This is a genomic window from Enterococcus caccae ATCC BAA-1240, from assembly GCF_000407145.1.
Taxonomy (GTDB): Bacteria; Bacillota; Bacilli; order Lactobacillales; family Enterococcaceae; genus Enterococcus_L; species Enterococcus_L caccae.
The window spans coordinates 659,046-677,283 of record NZ_KE136473.1 but is presented as its reverse complement, the minus strand read 5'-3'; the positions used below and the strand labels follow the sequence as shown (position 1 = coordinate 677,283).

Annotated in this window: 17 protein-coding genes and 2 tRNA genes; 5 read left to right on the top strand and 14 right to left on the bottom strand. The window is 36.7% G+C overall.

Annotated elements, in window-relative coordinates:
• Window positions 1–59: 59 nt before the first annotated feature.
• The 6 genes from secA to I580_RS08695 form a co-directional block, all read right to left on the bottom strand.
• The gene (secA, locus tag I580_RS08720) at window positions 60–2,591 is read right to left on the bottom strand and encodes a preprotein translocase subunit SecA (protein ID WP_010771598.1); all 2,532 of its coding nucleotides are present in this window, start codon (window positions 2,589–2,591) and stop codon (window positions 60–62) included.
• 321 nt (window positions 2,592–2,912) lie between these two features.
• Complete coding sequence (gene hpf / locus I580_RS08715; protein WP_010760772.1) at window positions 2,913–3,464, bottom strand: ribosome hibernation-promoting factor, HPF/YfiA family; 552 nt, start codon at window positions 3,462–3,464, stop codon at window positions 2,913–2,915.
• Window positions 3,465–3,601: 137 nt separating this feature from the next.
• Complete coding sequence (locus I580_RS08710; protein ID WP_245558642.1) at window positions 3,602–4,243, bottom strand: ComF family protein; 642 nt, start codon at window positions 4,241–4,243, stop codon at window positions 3,602–3,604.
• 34 nt (window positions 4,244–4,277) lie between these two features.
• Window positions 4,278–5,606 (bottom strand): ATP-dependent helicase ComFA, encoded by a 1,329-nt coding sequence (locus I580_RS08705; RefSeq protein ID WP_010771596.1) that lies wholly within the window; start codon window positions 5,604–5,606, stop codon window positions 4,278–4,280.
• 401 nt (window positions 5,607–6,007) lie between these two features.
• Complete coding sequence (locus tag I580_RS08700) at window positions 6,008–6,334, bottom strand: PTS sugar transporter subunit IIB (protein WP_010771595.1); 327 nt, start codon at window positions 6,332–6,334, stop codon at window positions 6,008–6,010.
• Between the two features lie 112 nt (window positions 6,335–6,446).
• Window positions 6,447–6,734, bottom strand: coding sequence for a DUF7662 domain-containing protein (locus I580_RS08695; RefSeq protein ID WP_010771594.1), 288 nt, complete (start codon window positions 6,732–6,734; stop codon window positions 6,447–6,449).
• 195 nt (window positions 6,735–6,929) lie between these two features.
• Here I580_RS08695 and I580_RS08690 point away from each other — a divergent pair, with 195 nt between their 5' ends.
• The 4 genes from I580_RS08690 to I580_RS08675 all read left to right on the top strand — a co-directional run bounded on the left by I580_RS08690 (window position 6,930) and on the right by I580_RS08675 (window position 9,332).
• On the top strand, window positions 6,930–7,589 hold the full coding sequence (locus tag I580_RS08690; protein ID WP_010771593.1) for a YigZ family protein: 660 nt from the start codon (window positions 6,930–6,932) through the stop codon (window positions 7,587–7,589).
• Window positions 7,579–7,815: a DUF2829 domain-containing protein gene (locus I580_RS08685; protein WP_010771592.1), complete on the top strand. Its 237-nt coding sequence runs from the start codon at window positions 7,579–7,581 to the stop codon at window positions 7,813–7,815. Before I580_RS08690 ends, I580_RS08685 begins: the two co-directional genes overlap by 11 nt.
• Before the next feature lie 77 nt (window positions 7,816–7,892).
• Window positions 7,893–8,657 carry a 3-oxoacyl-ACP reductase gene (locus I580_RS08680; RefSeq protein ID WP_010771591.1) on the top strand — a complete coding sequence of 255 codons (765 nt, stop codon included), beginning with the start codon at window positions 7,893–7,895 and terminating at the stop codon, window positions 8,655–8,657.
• A 168-nt stretch (window positions 8,658–8,825) separates the two neighbouring features.
• Entirely contained in the window at window positions 8,826–9,332 is a 507-nt protein-coding gene (locus I580_RS08675; RefSeq protein ID WP_010771590.1) for a QueT transporter family protein, read from the top strand.
• A gap of 62 nt (window positions 9,333–9,394) precedes the next feature.
• On the opposite strand, the gene I580_RS08670 is transcribed toward I580_RS08675, so the two are convergent.
• A complete protein-coding gene (locus I580_RS08670; protein WP_010771589.1) occupies window positions 9,395–10,102 on the bottom strand; it encodes a GntR family transcriptional regulator in 708 nt (235 codons plus the stop codon).
• A gap of 477 nt (window positions 10,103–10,579) precedes the next feature.
• Window positions 10,580–14,830 carry a 2-hydroxyacyl-CoA dehydratase gene (locus tag I580_RS08665; RefSeq protein WP_010771588.1) on the bottom strand — a complete coding sequence of 1,417 codons (4,251 nt, stop codon included), beginning with the start codon at window positions 14,828–14,830 and terminating at the stop codon, window positions 10,580–10,582.
• Between the two features lie 192 nt (window positions 14,831–15,022).
• Here I580_RS08665 and I580_RS08660 point away from each other — a divergent pair, with 192 nt between their 5' ends.
• Window positions 15,023–15,631, top strand: a complete 609-nt coding sequence (locus I580_RS08660; protein WP_010771587.1) for a TetR/AcrR family transcriptional regulator — start codon at window positions 15,023–15,025, stop codon at window positions 15,629–15,631.
• 76 nt (window positions 15,632–15,707) lie between these two features.
• On the opposite strand, the gene I580_RS08655 is transcribed toward I580_RS08660, so the two are convergent.
• The 6 genes from I580_RS08655 to I580_RS08630 all read right to left on the bottom strand — a co-directional run bounded on the left by I580_RS08655 (window position 15,708) and on the right by I580_RS08630 (window position 18,238).
• A complete protein-coding gene (locus I580_RS08655) occupies window positions 15,708–15,893 on the bottom strand; it encodes a hypothetical protein (protein WP_010771586.1) in 186 nt (61 codons plus the stop codon).
• 122 nt (window positions 15,894–16,015) lie between these two features.
• A tRNA-Gln gene (locus I580_RS08650) sits at window positions 16,016–16,087 on the bottom strand.
• 10 nt (window positions 16,088–16,097) lie between these two features.
• Window positions 16,098–16,178 (bottom strand) — tRNA-Tyr (locus I580_RS08645).
• 90 nt (window positions 16,179–16,268) lie between these two features.
• Window positions 16,269–16,502, bottom strand: a complete 234-nt coding sequence (locus I580_RS08640; RefSeq protein WP_010771585.1) for a DUF2969 domain-containing protein — start codon at window positions 16,500–16,502, stop codon at window positions 16,269–16,271.
• Window positions 16,503–16,594: 92 nt separating this feature from the next.
• On the bottom strand, window positions 16,595–17,449 hold the full coding sequence (locus I580_RS08635) for a hypothetical protein (protein ID WP_010771584.1): 855 nt from the start codon (window positions 17,447–17,449) through the stop codon (window positions 16,595–16,597).
• Window positions 17,450–17,467: 18 nt separating this feature from the next.
• Complete coding sequence (locus I580_RS08630; protein ID WP_010771583.1) at window positions 17,468–18,238, bottom strand: class D sortase; 771 nt, start codon at window positions 18,236–18,238, stop codon at window positions 17,468–17,470.

Below are 18,238 nucleotides of genomic sequence, written 5' to 3'. Positions count from 1 at the left end.
TTCAATACTTTATCGGCAAACAAATGAAGGCGAGACCAACGCCTCACCTTCATTAATTGTTACTGACCTTTACCGTGGCAATTTTTGTATTTCTTACCACTGCCGCATGGACAAGGATCATTACGGCCTATTTTTTCATCAACATGAATTGGTTGTTTTTTAGCACTTGTGTTACTTTGTGCCTCATCATCATCTGATTGATGAACAGCTTCCCCTTGTGCTACTTGTTCACGTTGAACATTTTGACGAATTTCTGATTTCATGAATAAACGAGTTACCTCGAATTCAATTGCTCCAATCATTTCTTCAAACATATTGTAACCTTCTGTTTGATACTCTACTAATGGATTATTTTGTCCATAAGCACGTAAGCCAACTGATTGACGTAATTGATCCATTGCATCGATATGATCTGTCCATTTTGTATCTACAACTCGTAGGATAACAACTTTTTGGAATTCAAGAATTTGTTCAGGTCCATTTAATTGTTCTACTTTGACATCATAGACTTCTTGAGCACGTTTCACTAAATATGCTTTGATTTCTTCTGGTGTTTTTCCTTCTAGATCTGCTTTAGAGATTGTCTCTTCGTGAACCAAAGTGGAAGAGGCAAAATCCACAATTCCTTCAAGGTTCCAGTTCTCTTTTTCTAATTGTGTATGGCTATCAACAACACGAGTGATCGTACGTTTTACCATATTTAGTAATGTTTCTGTCAATTCTTTATCTTCCATGATGATCTCTTGGCGTTGAGCGTAAATAACTTCACGCTGTTCACGCATCACATCATCATATTGTAATACATTTTTACGTGTATCGTAGTTGTTACCTTCAACACGTTTTTGAGCTGATTCTACTTGTTTACTTAGCATTTTACTTTGGATCACTGCATCTGATTCTTCAATGTTCATGCGATCCAAGAACGCTTTGATACGTTCTGAACCAAAACGTTTCATCAAGTCATCTTCAAGTGATAGGTAGAATTGAGAAACCCCAGGATCTCCTTGACGACCTGCACGTCCACGTAATTGATTATCGATACGACGTGATTCATGACGTTCAGTACCAATTACAGCTAAACCGCCAAGTTCAATAACGCCAAGACCTAATTTAATATCGGTACCACGACCAGCCATATTGGTAGCGATCGTAACTGCACCTTTTTGACCAGCATTCATGATGATTTCTGCTTCTTTAAAGTGATTTTTCGCATTCAATACTTCATGCGGAACTTTTTCTTTATTCAATAATTCTGATAACAATTCTGACGTTTCAACCGCAACTGTACCAACTAAGACAGGTTGTCCGTTATGATAACGCTCTTTGATATCTTGAACCACTGCTTTGAATTTACTTTGTAGTGTTGGATAAAGTAAATCTGCACGGTCATCACGAATGATTGGACGGTTTGTCGGAATTTGGAACACTTGAATATTATAGATTTCACGAAATTCTTCTTCTTCCGTTTTGGCAGTACCTGTCATCCCAGCTAATTTTTTATACATACGGAAATAGTTTTGGAATGTGATTGTCGCCATTGTTTTTGTTTCATCTTCGATTTCTACGCCTTCTTTGGCTTCGATTGCTTGGTGTAAACCATCTGAATAGCGACGACCGTCCATGATCCGACCAGTAAATTGGTCAACAATTAGAACTTTTCCTTCTTGCACTACATAATCAATATCACGAAGCATGATAAAATTCGCACGCAATGCTTGATCCATATGATGTGTCAATGCTGTGTTTTCAATATCATAAAGGTTATCTAACCCAAAGTTTTCTTCCGCTTTTTCGATTCCAGCTTCCGTTAAACCAATTGTTTTAGATTGAACATCAATTTTATAATCCTCTTCTTCTTTAAGACGTTTAACAAAGTTGTCTGTACGTGTATAAAGGGCTGTTGATTTTTCTGCTTGTCCTGAAATGATCAACGGTGTACGCGCTTCATCGATCAAGATTGAATCCACCTCATCCACAATTGCATAATTTAGCGGACGTTGTACCATTTGATTACGATAAACAACCATATTATCACGTAAATAGTCAAAACCTAATTCGTTATTTGTACTATATGTGATGTCGCAGTTGTAAGCATCACGTTTTTCTTCTGATGTTTTTGAATTGATATTAAGACCCACTGTCAGGCCTAAGAAATTATATAATTCACCCATCTCATCTGAGTCACGTGTTGCCAAGTATTCATTAACTGTTACTACGTGAACGCCTTCTCCTGTCAATGCATTTAGGTACACAGGCATTGTAGCGGTCAACGTTTTCCCTTCACCGGTTCTCATTTCAGGAATATTCCCATCATGTAAAACGATACCACCCATCAACTGAACACGGTATGGATATAGTCCTAAGACGCGTTTCGCGGCTTCACGAACAACAGCAAAAGCTTCTGGTAATAACTGATCTAATGTTTCGCCTTTTTGGTAACGAGCTTTGAATTCATCAGTCTTTGCTTTTAATTCTTCATCGCTCAATGTTGCAATTGCCGAAGCATGAGATTCTACTTGGCTAGCAATACCATCCAAGCGTTTTAGTTCCTTTTTATCGTTTTCAATCATCTTTTTCAAAAAATTTGCCATGTTTTTAAGTGTTCCTTTCAGTAAACTCTATTATTTTTTGCACTAAATGCACAATCATCCTTTCTATTTTATCATTAGTTGCCAAGAAAGGAAATAACTTCTCTTAATATTAACAATATATTATATCATTTTTTATGTACATAGGCTTAAACCAAGAAAAAAAGACTGCGGCAAAACGAGTGCCGTCCTGCTACAGTCTATTAGATATCTACTATCCGAAAATAAATAACCACAATCACACCATTTTCCAAAAGAATCTATGTTGTAATCAACTAGACATTTCAAATGTTTGATCAAGAAAATTTATTTTCCTTTCTAAGTTTAGTCAGTTTCGATTAAACCATATTTACCATCTTTACGACGATAAACAATACTTGTACCATTTGTTTCTGAATCTTCAAAGATAAAGAAGTTATGTCCTAACATGTTCATTTGTAGTACAGCTTCTTCACTATCCATTGGTTTAAGTGAAAGACGTTTTGTACGAACAATGTCTAATTCTGGCGTTTCATCTGGTGTTTCTTCACCATTTAAGAAAATTGCTGCTTTAGCAGTATTCATCCCTGTTTCACGAGATTTACGGTTGATTTTTGTTTTGAATTTACGAATTTGTCGTTCTAATTTATCTACAACTAAATCAACACTTGCATATAAATCAGGTGATGTTTCTTCAGCACGTAAAACTAAATAAGGTAGAGGAATAGTAACCTCGACTTTTGCTGTTTTTTCAGTGTAGACTTTTAAGTTCACATGAACTGTTGCTTCAGGTGAATCACTGAAATAACGTTCTAGTTTACCAACTTTTTTCTCTACATAGTCTCTAATTGCTTCAGTAACTTCGATGTTTTCTCCACGCACATTATATCTAAACATAACGATTACCCCTTTCATCTGCCACTAAAGAAGGAATAAAAGGACCACTCTGTTATCCTTCTTCTTATTTCCATTATAACGAATTATACTGCTTTTGCCAACAAAATTGCGGTCGATTTTTTATTTTACTTGTCCTTTTATCTCGCGAGAGAAAACGTATACAGTTTTGCAGGATGATTTTCTAAAATAACTTGCGCTCCATGGAAAATTGTCCGCCCAGTTGTATAGATATCATCCACTAACAGAATGTTTTGATTCGAGACAGCTTTTTGACCTTCTTTGGTCAACTCAAAAGGTTGTGTTAACTGGAGTCGTTCATTTCTTGTTTTCGTCACTTGAGAAACTCCATCGGCAAAACGGACCAAGTAAGGTTGATACGTAATTCCAGCAGCCCCAAGTAACCCCTCAACTTGATTGAAACCTCTGACGTTCATCCGTTCTTTTGAAATGGGTAACGGAATGACTATAAACTCCTTCTTTTGTTTAAAATAAGATTGTAAAAAAGAAACAAAACTATATCTAAGCTGATAATTCCCTTTAAATTTATACTCTTCAAACCACTCTTGCATCGCCTGATTATACGAAAAAAGCGCTTCATGGTGAAAATCATAATTTGGATAAAGTTGCTGCCACCTTAAACAGTCATTACAATACGCCTTTTTCGTTTGACGTTGACACCCTTGACAGCTTTCTTTTTTCTCAAGCAATTGAAATTTTTTAGCACATCGAGAACATAATTGTTCTGATAAAATTTTCTTAGGTAAAAATATTTCTTTCATAGTTAGGTTCCTAGTGATTGTTTGTTTACAATAATTACATTTCATCAATCAATCCTCGCTCTACTCCTAAAGTATTCATTTTTTTAATCTGCTTGATTGCTTCTCTCATCGCTTTTGTGCAACCATCATGTAAAAACCAGACTTCACCTGCAGTATATTCCTCTCTACGATCTACTCTGCCAGCAATTTGAACAAGAGCAGAAGTAGCAAAGACCTCATGGTTAGCACCCAACACAATCACAGAAACACCATCAAATGTCACACCACGTTCTAAAATAGTTGAAGTCATAAGGATTCTGTATTCTTTATTTCTCATTCTTAGAACTTTTTCTAGCCGATAGGAATCCTGCGAATGAACACTAGCTGATGGTATTTCTGGAAATTTTTTTTCCACCGCTTCTTTCAGCTGCTCCATCAAAGAAATACTGGGACAAAAAATCAAGACATCATTTTTACTTACAAGTGTACGAATTGTATCTACTAAGGTTTTAGGACTCTTGCCTTTCTTGATTTTTTCTTGCCAATGACGACACCATTTTATTTTAGGTACTGGTAACACTCTTCTATGATAACGAGCAGGTAGAATACTTATTTCGAGTTCCTTTTGATCTGATTTTTTAGTTAATTCTTCGGTTGGTGTCGCTGTAAGATAAATGAGTGAACTTTTTTGTTTAATTGCTTGTGTTACACCGAATTGCAATAATGGATTATCCACAAACGGAAAAGCATCTACTTCATCAATGATCAACACATCAAAAGCCTGATAAAATCGTAGTAGTTGATGTGTTGTACAAACTACTAGCTTTGTATAGCGGTAGCCTTCTTCCATCTTTCCATGAAGAAGAAGCGCTGCTTCCTCTGGAAAGACAGCCTTTATTCTTGGAAAAAGCTCCAGACAAACATCCACTCTAGGTGAGGCAATGCCAACCCGATACCCACACTCTAAAGAGTAGTGAATACTTTCAAACAACATCTCTGTTTTCCCAGCACCAGTAACTGCCCAAATCATTCTAGACTCTGCTTTTTTTACTGAAGCTAGTAACTCATCTGAGACTTGTTGCTGTCCTCTAGTTAATGTGCCCTGCCAAGCAAAGTGGACCTTCCTTGTAATAGAATCTGGTTCTGGTAAATGATAAAAAAACTGTCCAGTATCTACCCTACCTAGTTGAATGCACTCAGGACAATAGTAGTGCTGATTCATTAATTGTACACGCTGCTTCAGTTGGACCTGACCACAACGTAAACATTGTATCTCCCTTTCATTTAACTCTTTCATTGTTGGTAGAGTTAGACCTTCTTCATTGATTCGTTCGCTATCCCTAATTTCTTTTTTTAAAACTTTTCTTCCCCATAGTTCTTGCATTTTTCCCCTCCATAATTAATCTACGCCTTTTTTGCTCTATTTTTTTCAAAATAGCAAAATTCATTGGAGGGATTACGAAAAAACTCAACTGTACTACTTTTTGAACAGAACAACTGAGCTTATACTATTGCTCAAATTTCACTAAGGTGAATACTTTTTTCAAGAATACAAAAATAAGCCCGAAACAAAACTAAACATTCGTTTTGCTTCGGGCTTTATATCTGAATAAGTGGCTAGAAAAAGCAACTACTATGTTGCACTTCGATCACATTGTTGTCAATCACGAAGAGCAAAATGATTCGATGATGCACAATACAATGTGTCTGAAAGATACATTGCTCTCTGATACGAATTGATGTTAAACAGTACCTACTTGGTTCTCGGCGTTAAACACTTCCATTTTATTCATTATTTCCTATTAAGTTTAAGGCTTGTTGTAGAACTTTTTCGCCGTTCATCATACCATAATCTGCCATGTTGATTACTTCTAGTGGAATTCCTTTTGGTGCTAGGCGTTTCTCAAAGTCGCCTTTCATAAAACGAACTTGCGGGCCTAATAATAATACATCTACAGGTTTACTCTCTAAATTATTGTCTGCATCAGAAGCAGAAACTGCAAATATATCTGCATCCAATCCTTGTGCATCTGCGGCTTTTTGCATTTTCGTTACCAGTAAACTTGTACTCATCCCTGCAGAACATACAAGCATAATTGTTTTTTTAGCCATTTTCTCCATCTCCTTTTTCTAATCCTATCTTTGTATTCTATCTAATCATAATATAGTAAGAGGCAAGCTTTTGTCAACGCTTCCTGCTTTTGTCAAATTGTTATCTTTTGGTTTAAAAAAGCCAATTTGATTTAAGTAGTTTATTAAAAACTATATATTCTTTTTCAAGGTTGACTTGTGCAACTTGATAACCAGCATTGAGCCAGCCATAGGCCCCTTTTTCAGGATGTTTATGATCATTTGCCCACCAATCCCCATCTGTTCGTGCTGTTCTAGGAAGTCCTGAGTGAGGAAAAAGTAACTCGTCAAACTGAGTAAAGGTTAGAGTTACTTGAGAACCACCATTTGTCGCTAAATAATGGGTAACGCTATCATATTTCTTTTGACGTTCTTTTACCAAATCATTCACTCCTTTATATCAGCTCTACTCGAAAAAAATTTAGTTTCTCTAAACATATTATAATGCTTTTTTATCATTATCTCATAAAATTTCCAAGAAGCAAATGAAGCTCTCTTGTCAATCATAAAGAGAATGGTTGCTTCTCTTGTTTATTTTTTCTATACTTAAACTATTATGAAGTAAAGGACTGAGCAAATGCTTGAAAGTTATTTTACCATCCGCTCTGATGGAGAAAGTGAAATCGAGATAAAAAAATCGCGATTTATCTGTTCTCTTAAACGAGTCTACTCAGAAGAGGAAGCAAAGGAATTTATTGCTCAAAAGAAAAAAGAACATTGGAAAGCCAATCATAATTGTAGCGCTTTTGTGATTGGTGAGCAAAATGATATCCAGCGTAGCAATGATGACGGTGAGCCAAGTGGCACAGCTGGTATTCCGATGCTAGAGGTTTTGAAAAAGCAGGAATTGATTAATGTTGTGGCCGTTGTTACCCGTTACTTTGGTGGAACTAAATTAGGCGCTGGCGGACTGATTCGAGCATATAGTCATGCCGTTTCACATGCATTAGCTGATATCGGCTTAGTCGAAGGCAAATTGCAGCAAGAAATTCGTTTAGCAATTAGCTACCCCAATTTAGGCAGTGTTCAAAATTTTATGGAGCATACACCTTATACCTTAAAAGATACGATTTACGGGGAGCAGGTTGACGTCATTTGCCTTGTTGATGAACCAAAATCTGAAAAATTTATGGCGGAGATCATCGAACTATTAAACGGACAGGTTACATTTGAAGAAGGCGAATGTTCATATCATGAACTACCAATCACAAAAAAGGAGCAAATAAATGACATTTGAAGAAGTATTACCACATATTAAAAATGGGACCAAAGCGATAAGAGAAGGCTGGAGCGGATTTGAATTGTATATTGAACTTAGAGATGAAATTGGTACCTCAGAAGGCACTTTTCTGCCAGTTACTCCTTATTTTTTAATCAAAACATCTGACGAAGGATATAGTATGTTTTCACCAACCCCTTGTGATGTATTGGCAGAAGACTGGAAACTTGTGGACGCTGATTAACAAATGGATAAGAAGCTAGAACACTTAAAACAAGTTGGACTAGCTTTTCTTTGATTATAAAGAAAAGGAGCATCACTATGCACTTCGATGAGTACCAAGGAAAAACGATTTTTGTGACAGGAGCTGCTTCTGGTATAGGACAAGCTCAAGCAATTTCTTTTGTAAAACAAGGCGCCAATGTCTTAGGAATGGACTTGGATCAAATGGGTCTGAGCCAAACAGCTGAACATGTAAAAACAGCCTCTGGAAAATTTATCGCTTGTACAGGTGATGTTACAAAAGAAGATCAGATTTCAATTGCGGTGAAAAAAGCAAACGAATCATTTGGCACGATTCAAATTTTATTGAATACAGCAGGCATTTTAGATGATTATACACCGACATTGGAAACGACAGAAGCTTTGTGGGATCGTGTTTTAGGCATTAATTTAAAGGGAACTTTTTTAATTACTAATCAAATTTTACCGCAAATGATTGCACAAAAACAGGGTGTGATCATCAACATGGCCTCAATTGCCGGCATGGTAGCTGGCGGTGGCGGCGCTGCTTATACCGCTTCAAAACATGCTATTATCGGCTACACTAAGCAATTAGATCATGACTACATTCGAAAAGGAATTCGTGCAAATGCAATTGCCCCTGGTGCGATCCAAACGCCTATGAACGCTGCTGATTTTGCTGGTGATGGAACAATGGCCAAATGGGTTGCCAATGAAACTCCTGCTGGACGGTGGGCCAAACCTGAAGAAGTTGCTTCTCTAACACTCTTTTTGGCTAGTGAGCAGGCAGACTATATTCATGGAACTGTCATGACAATCGATGGCGGTTGGCTAGAAAAGTAATCGCCATGAAATTTTATCCCTTACTTTACAAATAACATAATTTCCATTAATATGAATTTCAGTGAAGCAATTCACACTATGACACTTCAGCTGGCAGTCCCTTTCTGTCACTTCCTTTGGTCATAGTTATTACTAAAACAGATGTCTGTTTTACAAAGGAGAATACAAATGAATCATTCAAACTCTCAGACCGAAGCCTGGTCTGTCATATCACTGACGAAAATGGCTTTAATCACCGCACTTTATGTTGTTGTCACTATTTTTTTAGCACCCTTTAGTTTTGGGGCAGTTCAACTTAGGTTTTCGGAGCTGTTCAACTACTTACCGCTTTTTAATAAGCGTTATATTGGCGCCGTAACTTTAGGTGTAGCTATCTCCAATTTTGCTTCACCACTAGGCTTAGTTGATGTTATTATCGGCAGCTTATCAACGCTCGTCGTTTTACTTTTATCTTATTACATCACTAAGCACCTAAAAAGTCCGATTAAAAAAATGGTTATAACTGCGATGATCTGTTCGCTTTCAATGTTTACAGTTGCTGCACAATTGACTTATTTTTACCAACTGCCTTTTTTTTATACATGGCTTACGGTTGGAATTGGTGAGTTATTATCAATGTCTGTTGGTGGCATTCTGCTTTATTGGATCCATAAAAAAATCGATTTAACAAAATAAAAATATAACTGAATGTTTCTAACTCTTAAATCCAATGAGTCAGAAACATTCAGTTTTTTCGATTATTTTTCTAAGTAAAATTCAAAACGATTTCCCACATATTGCGTTCTTACGTATTCAAATGGTGTACCGTTTTCAAAATAAGAAATTTGGCGTAAGCGAAGAATCGCATCTCCACGTTTAATTTTTAAATAGTCGGCGATTTGTTCTGACGCTAACATTGCTGAAATCGTTTGATTCGCATGACCTATTTTGTTTCCGCCTTTTTGTTCTAAGGTTTTATAAAACGAATTTGTGATTTCTGCCTTACTGTATTGATCAACTAAAGAATATGGAACGCTAGCCACTTCAAAACAGATTGGTAAATCGTCGGCAAAACGAACTCGTTCCATACGTACGATTTGTTCATTTTCTTTTAGATTCAGTTTTTCCATTTCACTAGAACTTGGCTTGGCTACATAATAGGAAACTGTCCGGCTGGAGGGTACCCGATTTTGAGACAACATAATATCGGTAAAACTGGTTGTTCCTGTCATTTTTTCTTGAACTTTTTTTCGGGCAACATAGGTCCCAGACCCAATCTTACGCTCTAAAATCCCTTCATCAGCAAGTGTTTGAATGGCTTGCCGCAATGTCATACGACTAACACTGAAATGAATCGCTAATTCACGCTCTGATGGAAGCCTGTCTCCGATCTTCCAAACACCATGTTCAATATCTTCTTTAATTTTATCGTGGATTTGAATATAAACTGGTAAACTTGACACCATCTTATTTCCTCCTTTTTATTCCCTTCCATTATAACTGGTATATACCTCACAAACAACCACAAAGTTCCAAATTCCAGTAAAGGAAGGCTTCAGAATAATAATTTGGTATGCTTAAAATGAGAATGTTTTTTGGTCATTAAGTCTATTGTATAACGAAACATACGAATAAAGAAAGTAAAATCCCAATAAAGTTTCCTAGTTCAAATCAATTACTACTAAAAAGGCGTGAAACAAAAGTATCCTTCACTTTTGTTTCACACCCTAATTCTGAATAAACAGCGCAAGCAGAAGTAATCCTTAGGAAATAAGCTGAAATTGCTGTAAAACACAACGAGGAACGAGTTGATGCTTTCTCGCTAAAGGCTCGTCGCAGATAAACATTGTTGCACAGTACCTACTTGGTCACAAAAATTGGAAGCACAAGTTTCCTTAGTTTCTTCTTATTTTCGGGAGCTAAATACTTCTGTTACAACCTCATTATTTATGAACGATCTTTTCTTCATCCAACATTTTATTTGCTGTTGCCATCATCAAACGAATCCGATTTAGTTGATTGACTAAGGAAACGCCCGGATCGTAATCAATCGGTGCAATGTTTGCTTTTGGATATTGACGTCGCAACTCCTTGATGACACCTTTTCCGACAACATGGTTTGGCAGGCACCCAAACGGTTGCATACAGACAATGTTGTTTACATCTGATTTCAATAACTCGATCATTTCTCCTGTTAAGAACCAACCTTCTCCAGTATGATTTCCGATTGAAAGAATTTTACCTGCATCTTCTGCTAATTCATGAATAGAACTTATTCCTTCAAACCGTTTTGAATTTTTAAGGGCCTTGTCCATTGGTTTTTCAACATATTCGATGATTCGAATCGCAAATTGAGCTAAGTTTTTACTTTTTTTAGACATGCCCATATTCTCGTATTTCCAAATTTGATTATACAAAGAGTAATTCATAAAACCAACAATATCAGGCACTACTGCCTCTGCTCCTTCAGCCTCTAGTAAACGAACAATATCATTGTTGGCGGTCGGTGAGTATTTCACCAAAATTTCTCCAACAACACCAACTTTTGTTTTTTTGACTTCGTTTAGCGGTACCTCATCAAATTCCTTGATGATCTTTTTCATATTGCGGTTGAATAAGGTCAATGAACCATTCCGCACATTTTTCTCGATTTGTTTCAACCATTTCGTATGAAGCGCATCAATCATTCCGACTTCTGTTTCATAAGGACGTGTTCGATAAACGACCCGTTCAAATAAATCTCCGTATAAAAAAGCTACGGCAACACGTTTCAACATAGGCAAAGTAAACTTAAATCCCGGATTAGACTCTACACCTTTATTTCCCATTGAAACTGATACTACCGGCACCTGAGGAAAACCAGCATCATTCAACGCTTTTCTTAAAAGCGGTATATAGTTTGTTGCACGGCATCCACCGCCTGTTTGCGTCATCATCACACTTACATGATTTAAATCATATTCGCCACTTTCCAAAGCTTCAACTAATTGTCCGATTGAAATGATTGCTGGATAGCAGGCGTCATTATTAACATATTTCAATCCCACATTTACAGCCTCACGATCATCTGCTGGTAAACAAACAACATTATACCCAGAAGCTTTTAAAGCCACATCAACTAGCCCTGATTGATGGATGGGACTAAGCATTGGTAGTAATAATGTGTGAGTCTTTTTCATTTCTTTGGTAAAGATTATTTTCTCCGGTTCTTCATGCTGTAATTTTGGTTTAAAATTCATTTTTTCTCGCTCACCGACTGCTGCTTTCAAAGAACGCAAACGAATCCGTATTGCACCTAAATTAGACCCTTCATCGATTTTTAAGACCGTATAAATTTTCCCATATTGAGTCATGATTTCTTCCACTTGATCCGTTGTGACCGCATCTAAACCACAACCGAATGAATTTAGCTGTACGAGTTCAAGGTTTTTAGACTTTGCGACGACACGGGCTGCGGCGTATAATCGTGAATGATAGACCCATTGATTGACGACGCGCAAATTGCCTACATCGCTTAAATGAGAGATACTATCTTCTGTCAATACATGGAACCCTTCTTGTGTGATTACATCCGCAATACCGTGATTGATTTCTGGATCTAAGTGGTAAGGGCGCCCAGATAAAACGATCCCCTTTTCTCCTTTTTGATTCAGCATCACAAGTGTTTCTTCTCCTTTATTACGGATATCTTCTTTGAACGCATCTAATTCTTCATATCCATGGCGTAATGCTTGAGTGACTTGTACAGCCGAGATTCCCAAATCTGCAAATGTTTCGCTTAAAACTTTGGCTACGGAGGCTTCATTAGCTAAATTAATATAAGGATTACGGTAATCGACTTTCCCATCACGAATATCATCGACATTATTGCGAATAACATCAGGATAACTTTGTACGATTGGACAGTTAAAATGATTATCCGCCTCTGCTGATTCTTGACGTTCAAAAACGACACCAGGGTAAAAAATCATCGGCACTTGTGAATCAACCAAAGCTTGAATATGACCATGAGAAATTTTAGCTGGATAACATGCTGTATCACTTGGGATTGTTTCCATCCCTTGTTCATATAACTCCTTATTTGACCGTGGTGATAACTCTACTCTAAACCCTAAATCAGTGAAAAATGTATGCCATAACGGATAATTTTCATACATATTCAAAACACGAGGAATTCCGATTCTACCATATACTGCCTCTTTTTCTTTCAAAGGTCGATATTTAAAGAGTTTTCGGTATTTATAATCAACCAAATTGACTTTTCGGTCTTCTCTTTTTACTTTGATTCTGGCACCCCGTTCACAACGGTTCCCAGTGACAAATTGACGTCCATCAGAAAAAATCGTCACTGTCATCATACAGTTATTTTCGCAAAGACCACAATGAGTGAATTCTTTATCGGCTGTAAAAGTATCTAACTCTTCAAGTCCCAGAATTGTCGTTTCTTCTCCTATTTCATAGTTTTCTAACGCAATCAAGGCAGCGCCGTAAGCGCCCATCAGCCCTGCGATAGATGGACGAACAACTTCACGTTCACTGATCATCTCAAAGGCACGCAAAACAGCTTCATTATAAAAAGTTCCACCTTGACACACGATTTTCTTGCCTAATTCTTCTGGACGACGAACTTTGATTACTTTATATAGTGCGTTTTTAATCACGGAATAAGACAATCCTGCTGAGATATCCCCAACTGATGCGCCTTCTTTTTGGACCTGTTTGACTTTGGAATTCATGAACACGGTACAACGTGAACCTAAATCAACTGGTGCTTTAGAACTCAATGCCTCGATTGCAAAATTTTTAACATCAAAATTCAATGATTTAGCAAAAGTTTCAATGAACGAACCGCATCCTGAAGAACAGGCTTCATTTAACTGGATTGAAGACAATACACCATCTTTGATGGTCATCGCCTTCATATCTTGACCGCCGATATCTAAAATAAAATCAACACCTGGTTGAAAATGATTGGCCGCTTTGTAATGTGCCATGGTTTCAACTTCACCAATATCAACTTTTAATGCATTCTTGATTAAGTGTTCGCCATAACCAGTAACCGCTGATTTTCCAATAAAGACATCTTTCGGCAATTGTTTGTATAACTCTTTCAAAACACGCATTGTAGTTTCTAATGGCTGCCCTTGATTATTTCCGTAGAATGAAAATAGTAATTTCCCCTCTTCGTCAATCAGAGTAACTTTTGTTGTTGTTGATCCTGCATCGATACCTAAAAACGCTACACCATGATGATCAGCTAATGACCTTTCTTGTGCTTTAGCTTGATTATGACGTTCTCTAAATGCTTCTAATTCCTCTTCATTTTGAAATAATGGTTCCAGCGTGTCTGTTGGTTTTAATTGCTCTTGATCCCCTTTAGTTAAACGTTGAATCAAATCAGACAATGTAGTTGAATTTGCACCTTCAGAGTAGATTGCAGCCCCCATCGCTACAAATAGTTGGGGATTTTCTGGGAAAATCACGTCTTCTGGTTTTACATCTAATGTTTCAATGAATCGCTTTCTAAGTTCCGACATAAAGAAAAGCGGCCCACCTAAAAAAGCTATTTTTCCTTTGATTTTACGACCAGCGGCAAGTCCTGCAATTGTTTGATTGACTACAGCTTGAAAGATACTAGCTGAGATATCTTCCTTAGCAGCGCCTTCATTGATCAACGGCTGAACATCTGTTTTTGCAAAGACTCCGCATCTTGAGGCAATTGGGTAAATTGTTTGATAGTTTTTAGCTAGCTCATTGACACCATTCGCATCTGTCTTCAATAGGACCGCCATTTGATCGATAAAAGCACCTGTTCCCCCAGCACAACTCCCATTCATCCGTTGTTCTAAAGCTCCTTCAAAAAAAGTGATCTTAGCGTCTTCACCACCTAATTCAATCGCCACATCTGTTTCTGGAATGATTTTCTCCACAGTTTTCGTACAGGCTATCACTTCTTGAACAAACGAAATATTCAAAACATCCGCTAATCCCATCCCTCCTGATCCTGTGATCGTCACTGTGATCGGTGTCTCTTCACCTAATTCATTCATCGCTTCATTCAATACTTTTTCAGTTGCTGCTTTTACATCTGAGTAATGTCGTTCGTATTTGGCGAATTTCGTATGATTTTCTTCGTCAATAATTACTAATTTCACAGTTGTCGAACCCACGTCTATTCCTGCTCTTATTGTCATGCACTTGATCTCCTTAAATTCCAAACCCTTTTATTTCGCAACACTTTGTTGATTATCCTACAAGGTGTCTGATATAATACTTATGTATATTTTAGAAAGATTCTAAAGTAATTGCAACTAGCAAAACACCCAAATTTGTGAGATAAGCAACAAACTTTCTAAAACTGTTGATTATTTCGAAAGGAATTTTTTATGTCAAAGAAAACCGACCTACGGGTAATGCGAACACACAAAATGATTATCGAAGCTTTCTTTCATTTAGTGGACGAAAAAGGCTATGACTGTATAACAATCCAAGACATTGCAGACGAAGCAATGATCAATCGTGCGACCTTCTACGCTCATTTTAAAGACAAACAAGACCTTTATGAACAAATTTTTGATTTTGCGATTGATGCATTTACTTCTGTTATTGATACTGAACAAATAATCGTCAGTAATCGAATCAAAGTAAAACAAATTGAATTTTTACTTACCAATATTTACATCAATATTCAAAAAAACAAAAGTTTCTTTTTGACAATCATGGATGGCAGTTCCAATGAGTTATTACGAAAGAAATTAGCCGATATTATTTATGAAAAATACGCTGATATTTTTTCTAAGTTAAAAATTACAGAGAATGATATAGAAGTACCGATTGATTTTATTATTGAGTATATGACTTCGATTTTTATAGGAACCCTCCACTGGTGGATTACAAGTGACACAGACATGTCGCCAAACCATTTGGCTCGACTTGTTATTAAACTAGTAGGAAACGGTCATCTGACTGTTTTAGGACTAGAAATTGATAAATAACACCTCTATACTACAAAATAGCCTGAAACAACATTTTAATGATGTTGTTTCAGGCTATTTTTATTTGCTAATCGTTTTAGCGATTTTTTGAACGCCATTTTTTTGTATGTGCTGTATCTCGAGCAGATACTACTTGGATACCCTTTACCTTATCACTATTTTTCTTTTTTGAAAAAAGATTGACATTAACATCATATTTTCCTTCTCGTGCTAAATCATAGACTCTTTCCGCTGTCTCAGTTATTTTCTCTTTGATATTCATTGGGTTCACTCCTCATGCTTTTTATCCACTTTATCATATATTCTAAAAAAAGAGAACAAAAGTCATCATCATTTTTTAGGCAAAAAAAGAACAACTCTCAATGAGTTGTTCTAGTAAAAAAACTGGGGTAGCTGGATTCGAACCAACGCATGACAGGATCAAAACCTGTTGCCTTACCGCTTGGCTATACCCCAAAGGTTGAAATGGAGGAAAGTGGATTCGAACCACTGAACCCTAAGGAACGGATTTACAGTCCGTCGCGTTTAGCCACTTCGCTATTCCTCCAGAAGGTTTTAAGTAACAACCTGACTTAGTTATAATACAAAACTTTTGAAGAAAAAGCAAGCCTTTTTCGAAAAAAAGTTGTTATTTATTTTAGTCGTTTAAATTCCATTGGCGAATAATGTATTCTATCGCTTCATCAAGCGTTTTCATAGTCGCTTCATTCCGTCCATCAATCACAACAACAAATTTTTTTGTCTCTTGTGCCATCACTTGACCGATTTCTTTTTTACCGATCGTCAAGGTACTTACTGTGATTGTTTCACCATTTACTTTTTTTTCAGTTTCTTCGATTTTTACTTCTATATCTTTATTTTTCTTTGACATCTTCATCCCTCCGACTATCTATGTTAGCACGTTACAAGAAAAAAAGAAAGTCGAGCAAAACGAGAGTCGTTTTTGCCACTTTCTTTTTTCATTCAAGCACTAAATAATTGCTTTCTCTTGACCTCGCTAAGAACACCAAAGAGAATCCCTACTATGATCGAAACTGCTCCTACAATGATAAATAACCATAAGAAACTCGATAAATATGTCTGGATAAACTCATACATCGCTTTAGACTGAATTCCCAATCTTTTTAAATTCCCTTGCATTAAGATAATTGCAGGAACTACAACCATCATCAAGCCGCTTCCTACCCAAATATAAGACCAATATCTAAATAAGCGATGAAAATAGCCTTTTAATGAAGAATAGAGCGCAAAGCTTAATAATGCCCATAAGATACCACAAATTCCCATAAAAAGAACCAAGGTGGATTTATAATTCATAATTTTCCGTCCATAAGAAACTAAAAAAGGCAACTCAACGTACCCTTTGTAGATTTTAACTGCATTATCTGAAATCCCTGTTATAGCAGACTCTGATTCTGGTGTCGCCTGGATTCCTTTTTCATTCATATAATCCGTAATCGACTTAGAAACAGCCGTTCGAATCTCTGCTTCATTAGAAATCACGTATTTTGTTCCTGCATTGTACATCGCTTTGAAATAGGCATCTACGTCTGTTTTCACCAACGATTGATTAATTGATTGATTTAAAACCCCTTCTGGAATATTACTTCCTAAAGAACTATTTTCAACTTGCCTATTGATTTCTTCTGTCAATTTAGAATAATACTCTGCTTTTGTTGCTTGTTTTTCAATATAACTTTCACTAAACAACGTCAAGCGTAAAGTCAATAAGATCAAAAACGCAAATAAAAATACAGAACATAAGAAAGCAATAAAAAAGCGAGAACTAATTTTCATTAATTGACCACGTTTTTTCATTTAACTGATTCTCCTCCTTTACGACTTCTCATCGATGATCGGTCCAGATACATAATCTGCAGAAACAAAAACACGTTCCGGTGTTAACCCAATCGCATCTAATGGATAACAAGTATAAAGAATCAGTGATCTTTTTGAGCGATCGCCTAATTTTGTGTTGATTGTAGGATCTTTATAGTCAGCAACTTTTACTTCTGTGACTTGGTACGTATAATTCCCGTAATGAGTGTGAATCTCAACCTTATCACCAGGTTCTAAGTAATAGATTTTTCCAAAAGAAGGCAAATTATGCCCACCAATCAACGTTGCCCCAAGATCTCCTGGAATCATACTGCCAATGTATTGTCCTGCGCCTAGGCGTAAAATTTCTTCGCTATCTCCATAATATAAAGGCTCATTAATTCCAACTTTATCGATCACTACCTCACCAAATTGATCTCCCACTACTGGGTAAATCATACTTGAAGAAGCTAAATCGCCGGTTTCAGTCATTTCAATACCATTTGCAGCTACTTGCTTTGACCCTTGATCCGTTCGATTAGTTGTTTGGTCTGCTGTTTTCTCGGTTACTTTTTCCGATGCGGTTTGCTCTTTCGTTTCACTTCTTTTTTCAAAGAGATTTGTTCCTTTTTGTTCAAAAGAAGGAGCATCGTTTAGTGAAATTAAGTCGACCGCTGACGTAGCAAAATTAATGACAGGTGCGCCAATTATGTAAATAATAAGATAGCCAAAAAACATAAAGAGAAGAGGCACGTAAATAAATGCCCCTACTCTTTTTAATTGTTTCAT

Excerpts from the sequence above, each read along its gene's own strand:
- secA (WP_010771598.1), bottom strand. The coding sequence starts at position 2,591 with ATGGCAAATTTTTTGAAAAAGATGATTGAAAACGATAAAAAGGAACTA.
- hpf (WP_010760772.1), bottom strand. The coding sequence starts at position 3,464 with ATGTTTAGATATAATGTGCGTGGAGAAAACATCGAAGTTACTGAAGCA.
- I580_RS08710 (WP_245558642.1), bottom strand. The coding sequence starts at position 4,243 with ATGAAAGAAATATTTTTACCTAAGAAAATTTTATCAGAACAATTATGT.
- I580_RS08705 (WP_010771596.1), bottom strand. The coding sequence starts at position 5,606 with ATGCAAGAACTATGGGGAAGAAAAGTTTTAAAAAAAGAAATTAGGGAT.
- I580_RS08700 (WP_010771595.1), bottom strand. The coding sequence starts at position 6,334 with ATGGCTAAAAAAACAATTATGCTTGTATGTTCTGCAGGGATGAGTACA.
- I580_RS08690 (WP_010771593.1), top strand. The coding sequence starts at position 6,930 with ATGCTTGAAAGTTATTTTACCATCCGCTCTGATGGAGAAAGTGAAATC.
- I580_RS08685 (WP_010771592.1), top strand. The coding sequence starts at position 7,579 with ATGACATTTGAAGAAGTATTACCACATATTAAAAATGGGACCAAAGCG.
- I580_RS08680 (WP_010771591.1), top strand. The coding sequence starts at position 7,893 with ATGCACTTCGATGAGTACCAAGGAAAAACGATTTTTGTGACAGGAGCT.
- I580_RS08675 (WP_010771590.1), top strand. The coding sequence starts at position 8,826 with ATGAATCATTCAAACTCTCAGACCGAAGCCTGGTCTGTCATATCACTG.
- I580_RS08670 (WP_010771589.1), bottom strand. The coding sequence starts at position 10,102 with ATGGTGTCAAGTTTACCAGTTTATATTCAAATCCACGATAAAATTAAA.
- I580_RS08665 (WP_010771588.1), bottom strand. The coding sequence starts at position 14,830 with ATGACAATAAGAGCAGGAATAGACGTGGGTTCGACAACTGTGAAATTA.
- I580_RS08660 (WP_010771587.1), top strand. The coding sequence starts at position 15,023 with ATGTCAAAGAAAACCGACCTACGGGTAATGCGAACACACAAAATGATT.
- I580_RS08655 (WP_010771586.1), bottom strand. The coding sequence starts at position 15,893 with ATGAATATCAAAGAGAAAATAACTGAGACAGCGGAAAGAGTCTATGAT.
- I580_RS08640 (WP_010771585.1), bottom strand. The coding sequence starts at position 16,502 with ATGTCAAAGAAAAATAAAGATATAGAAGTAAAAATCGAAGAAACTGAA.
- I580_RS08635 (WP_010771584.1), bottom strand. The coding sequence starts at position 17,449 with ATGAAAAAACGTGGTCAATTAATGAAAATTAGTTCTCGCTTTTTTATT.
- I580_RS08630 (WP_010771583.1), bottom strand. The coding sequence starts at position 18,238 with ATGAAACAATTAAAAAGAGTAGGGGCATTTATTTACGTGCCTCTTCTC.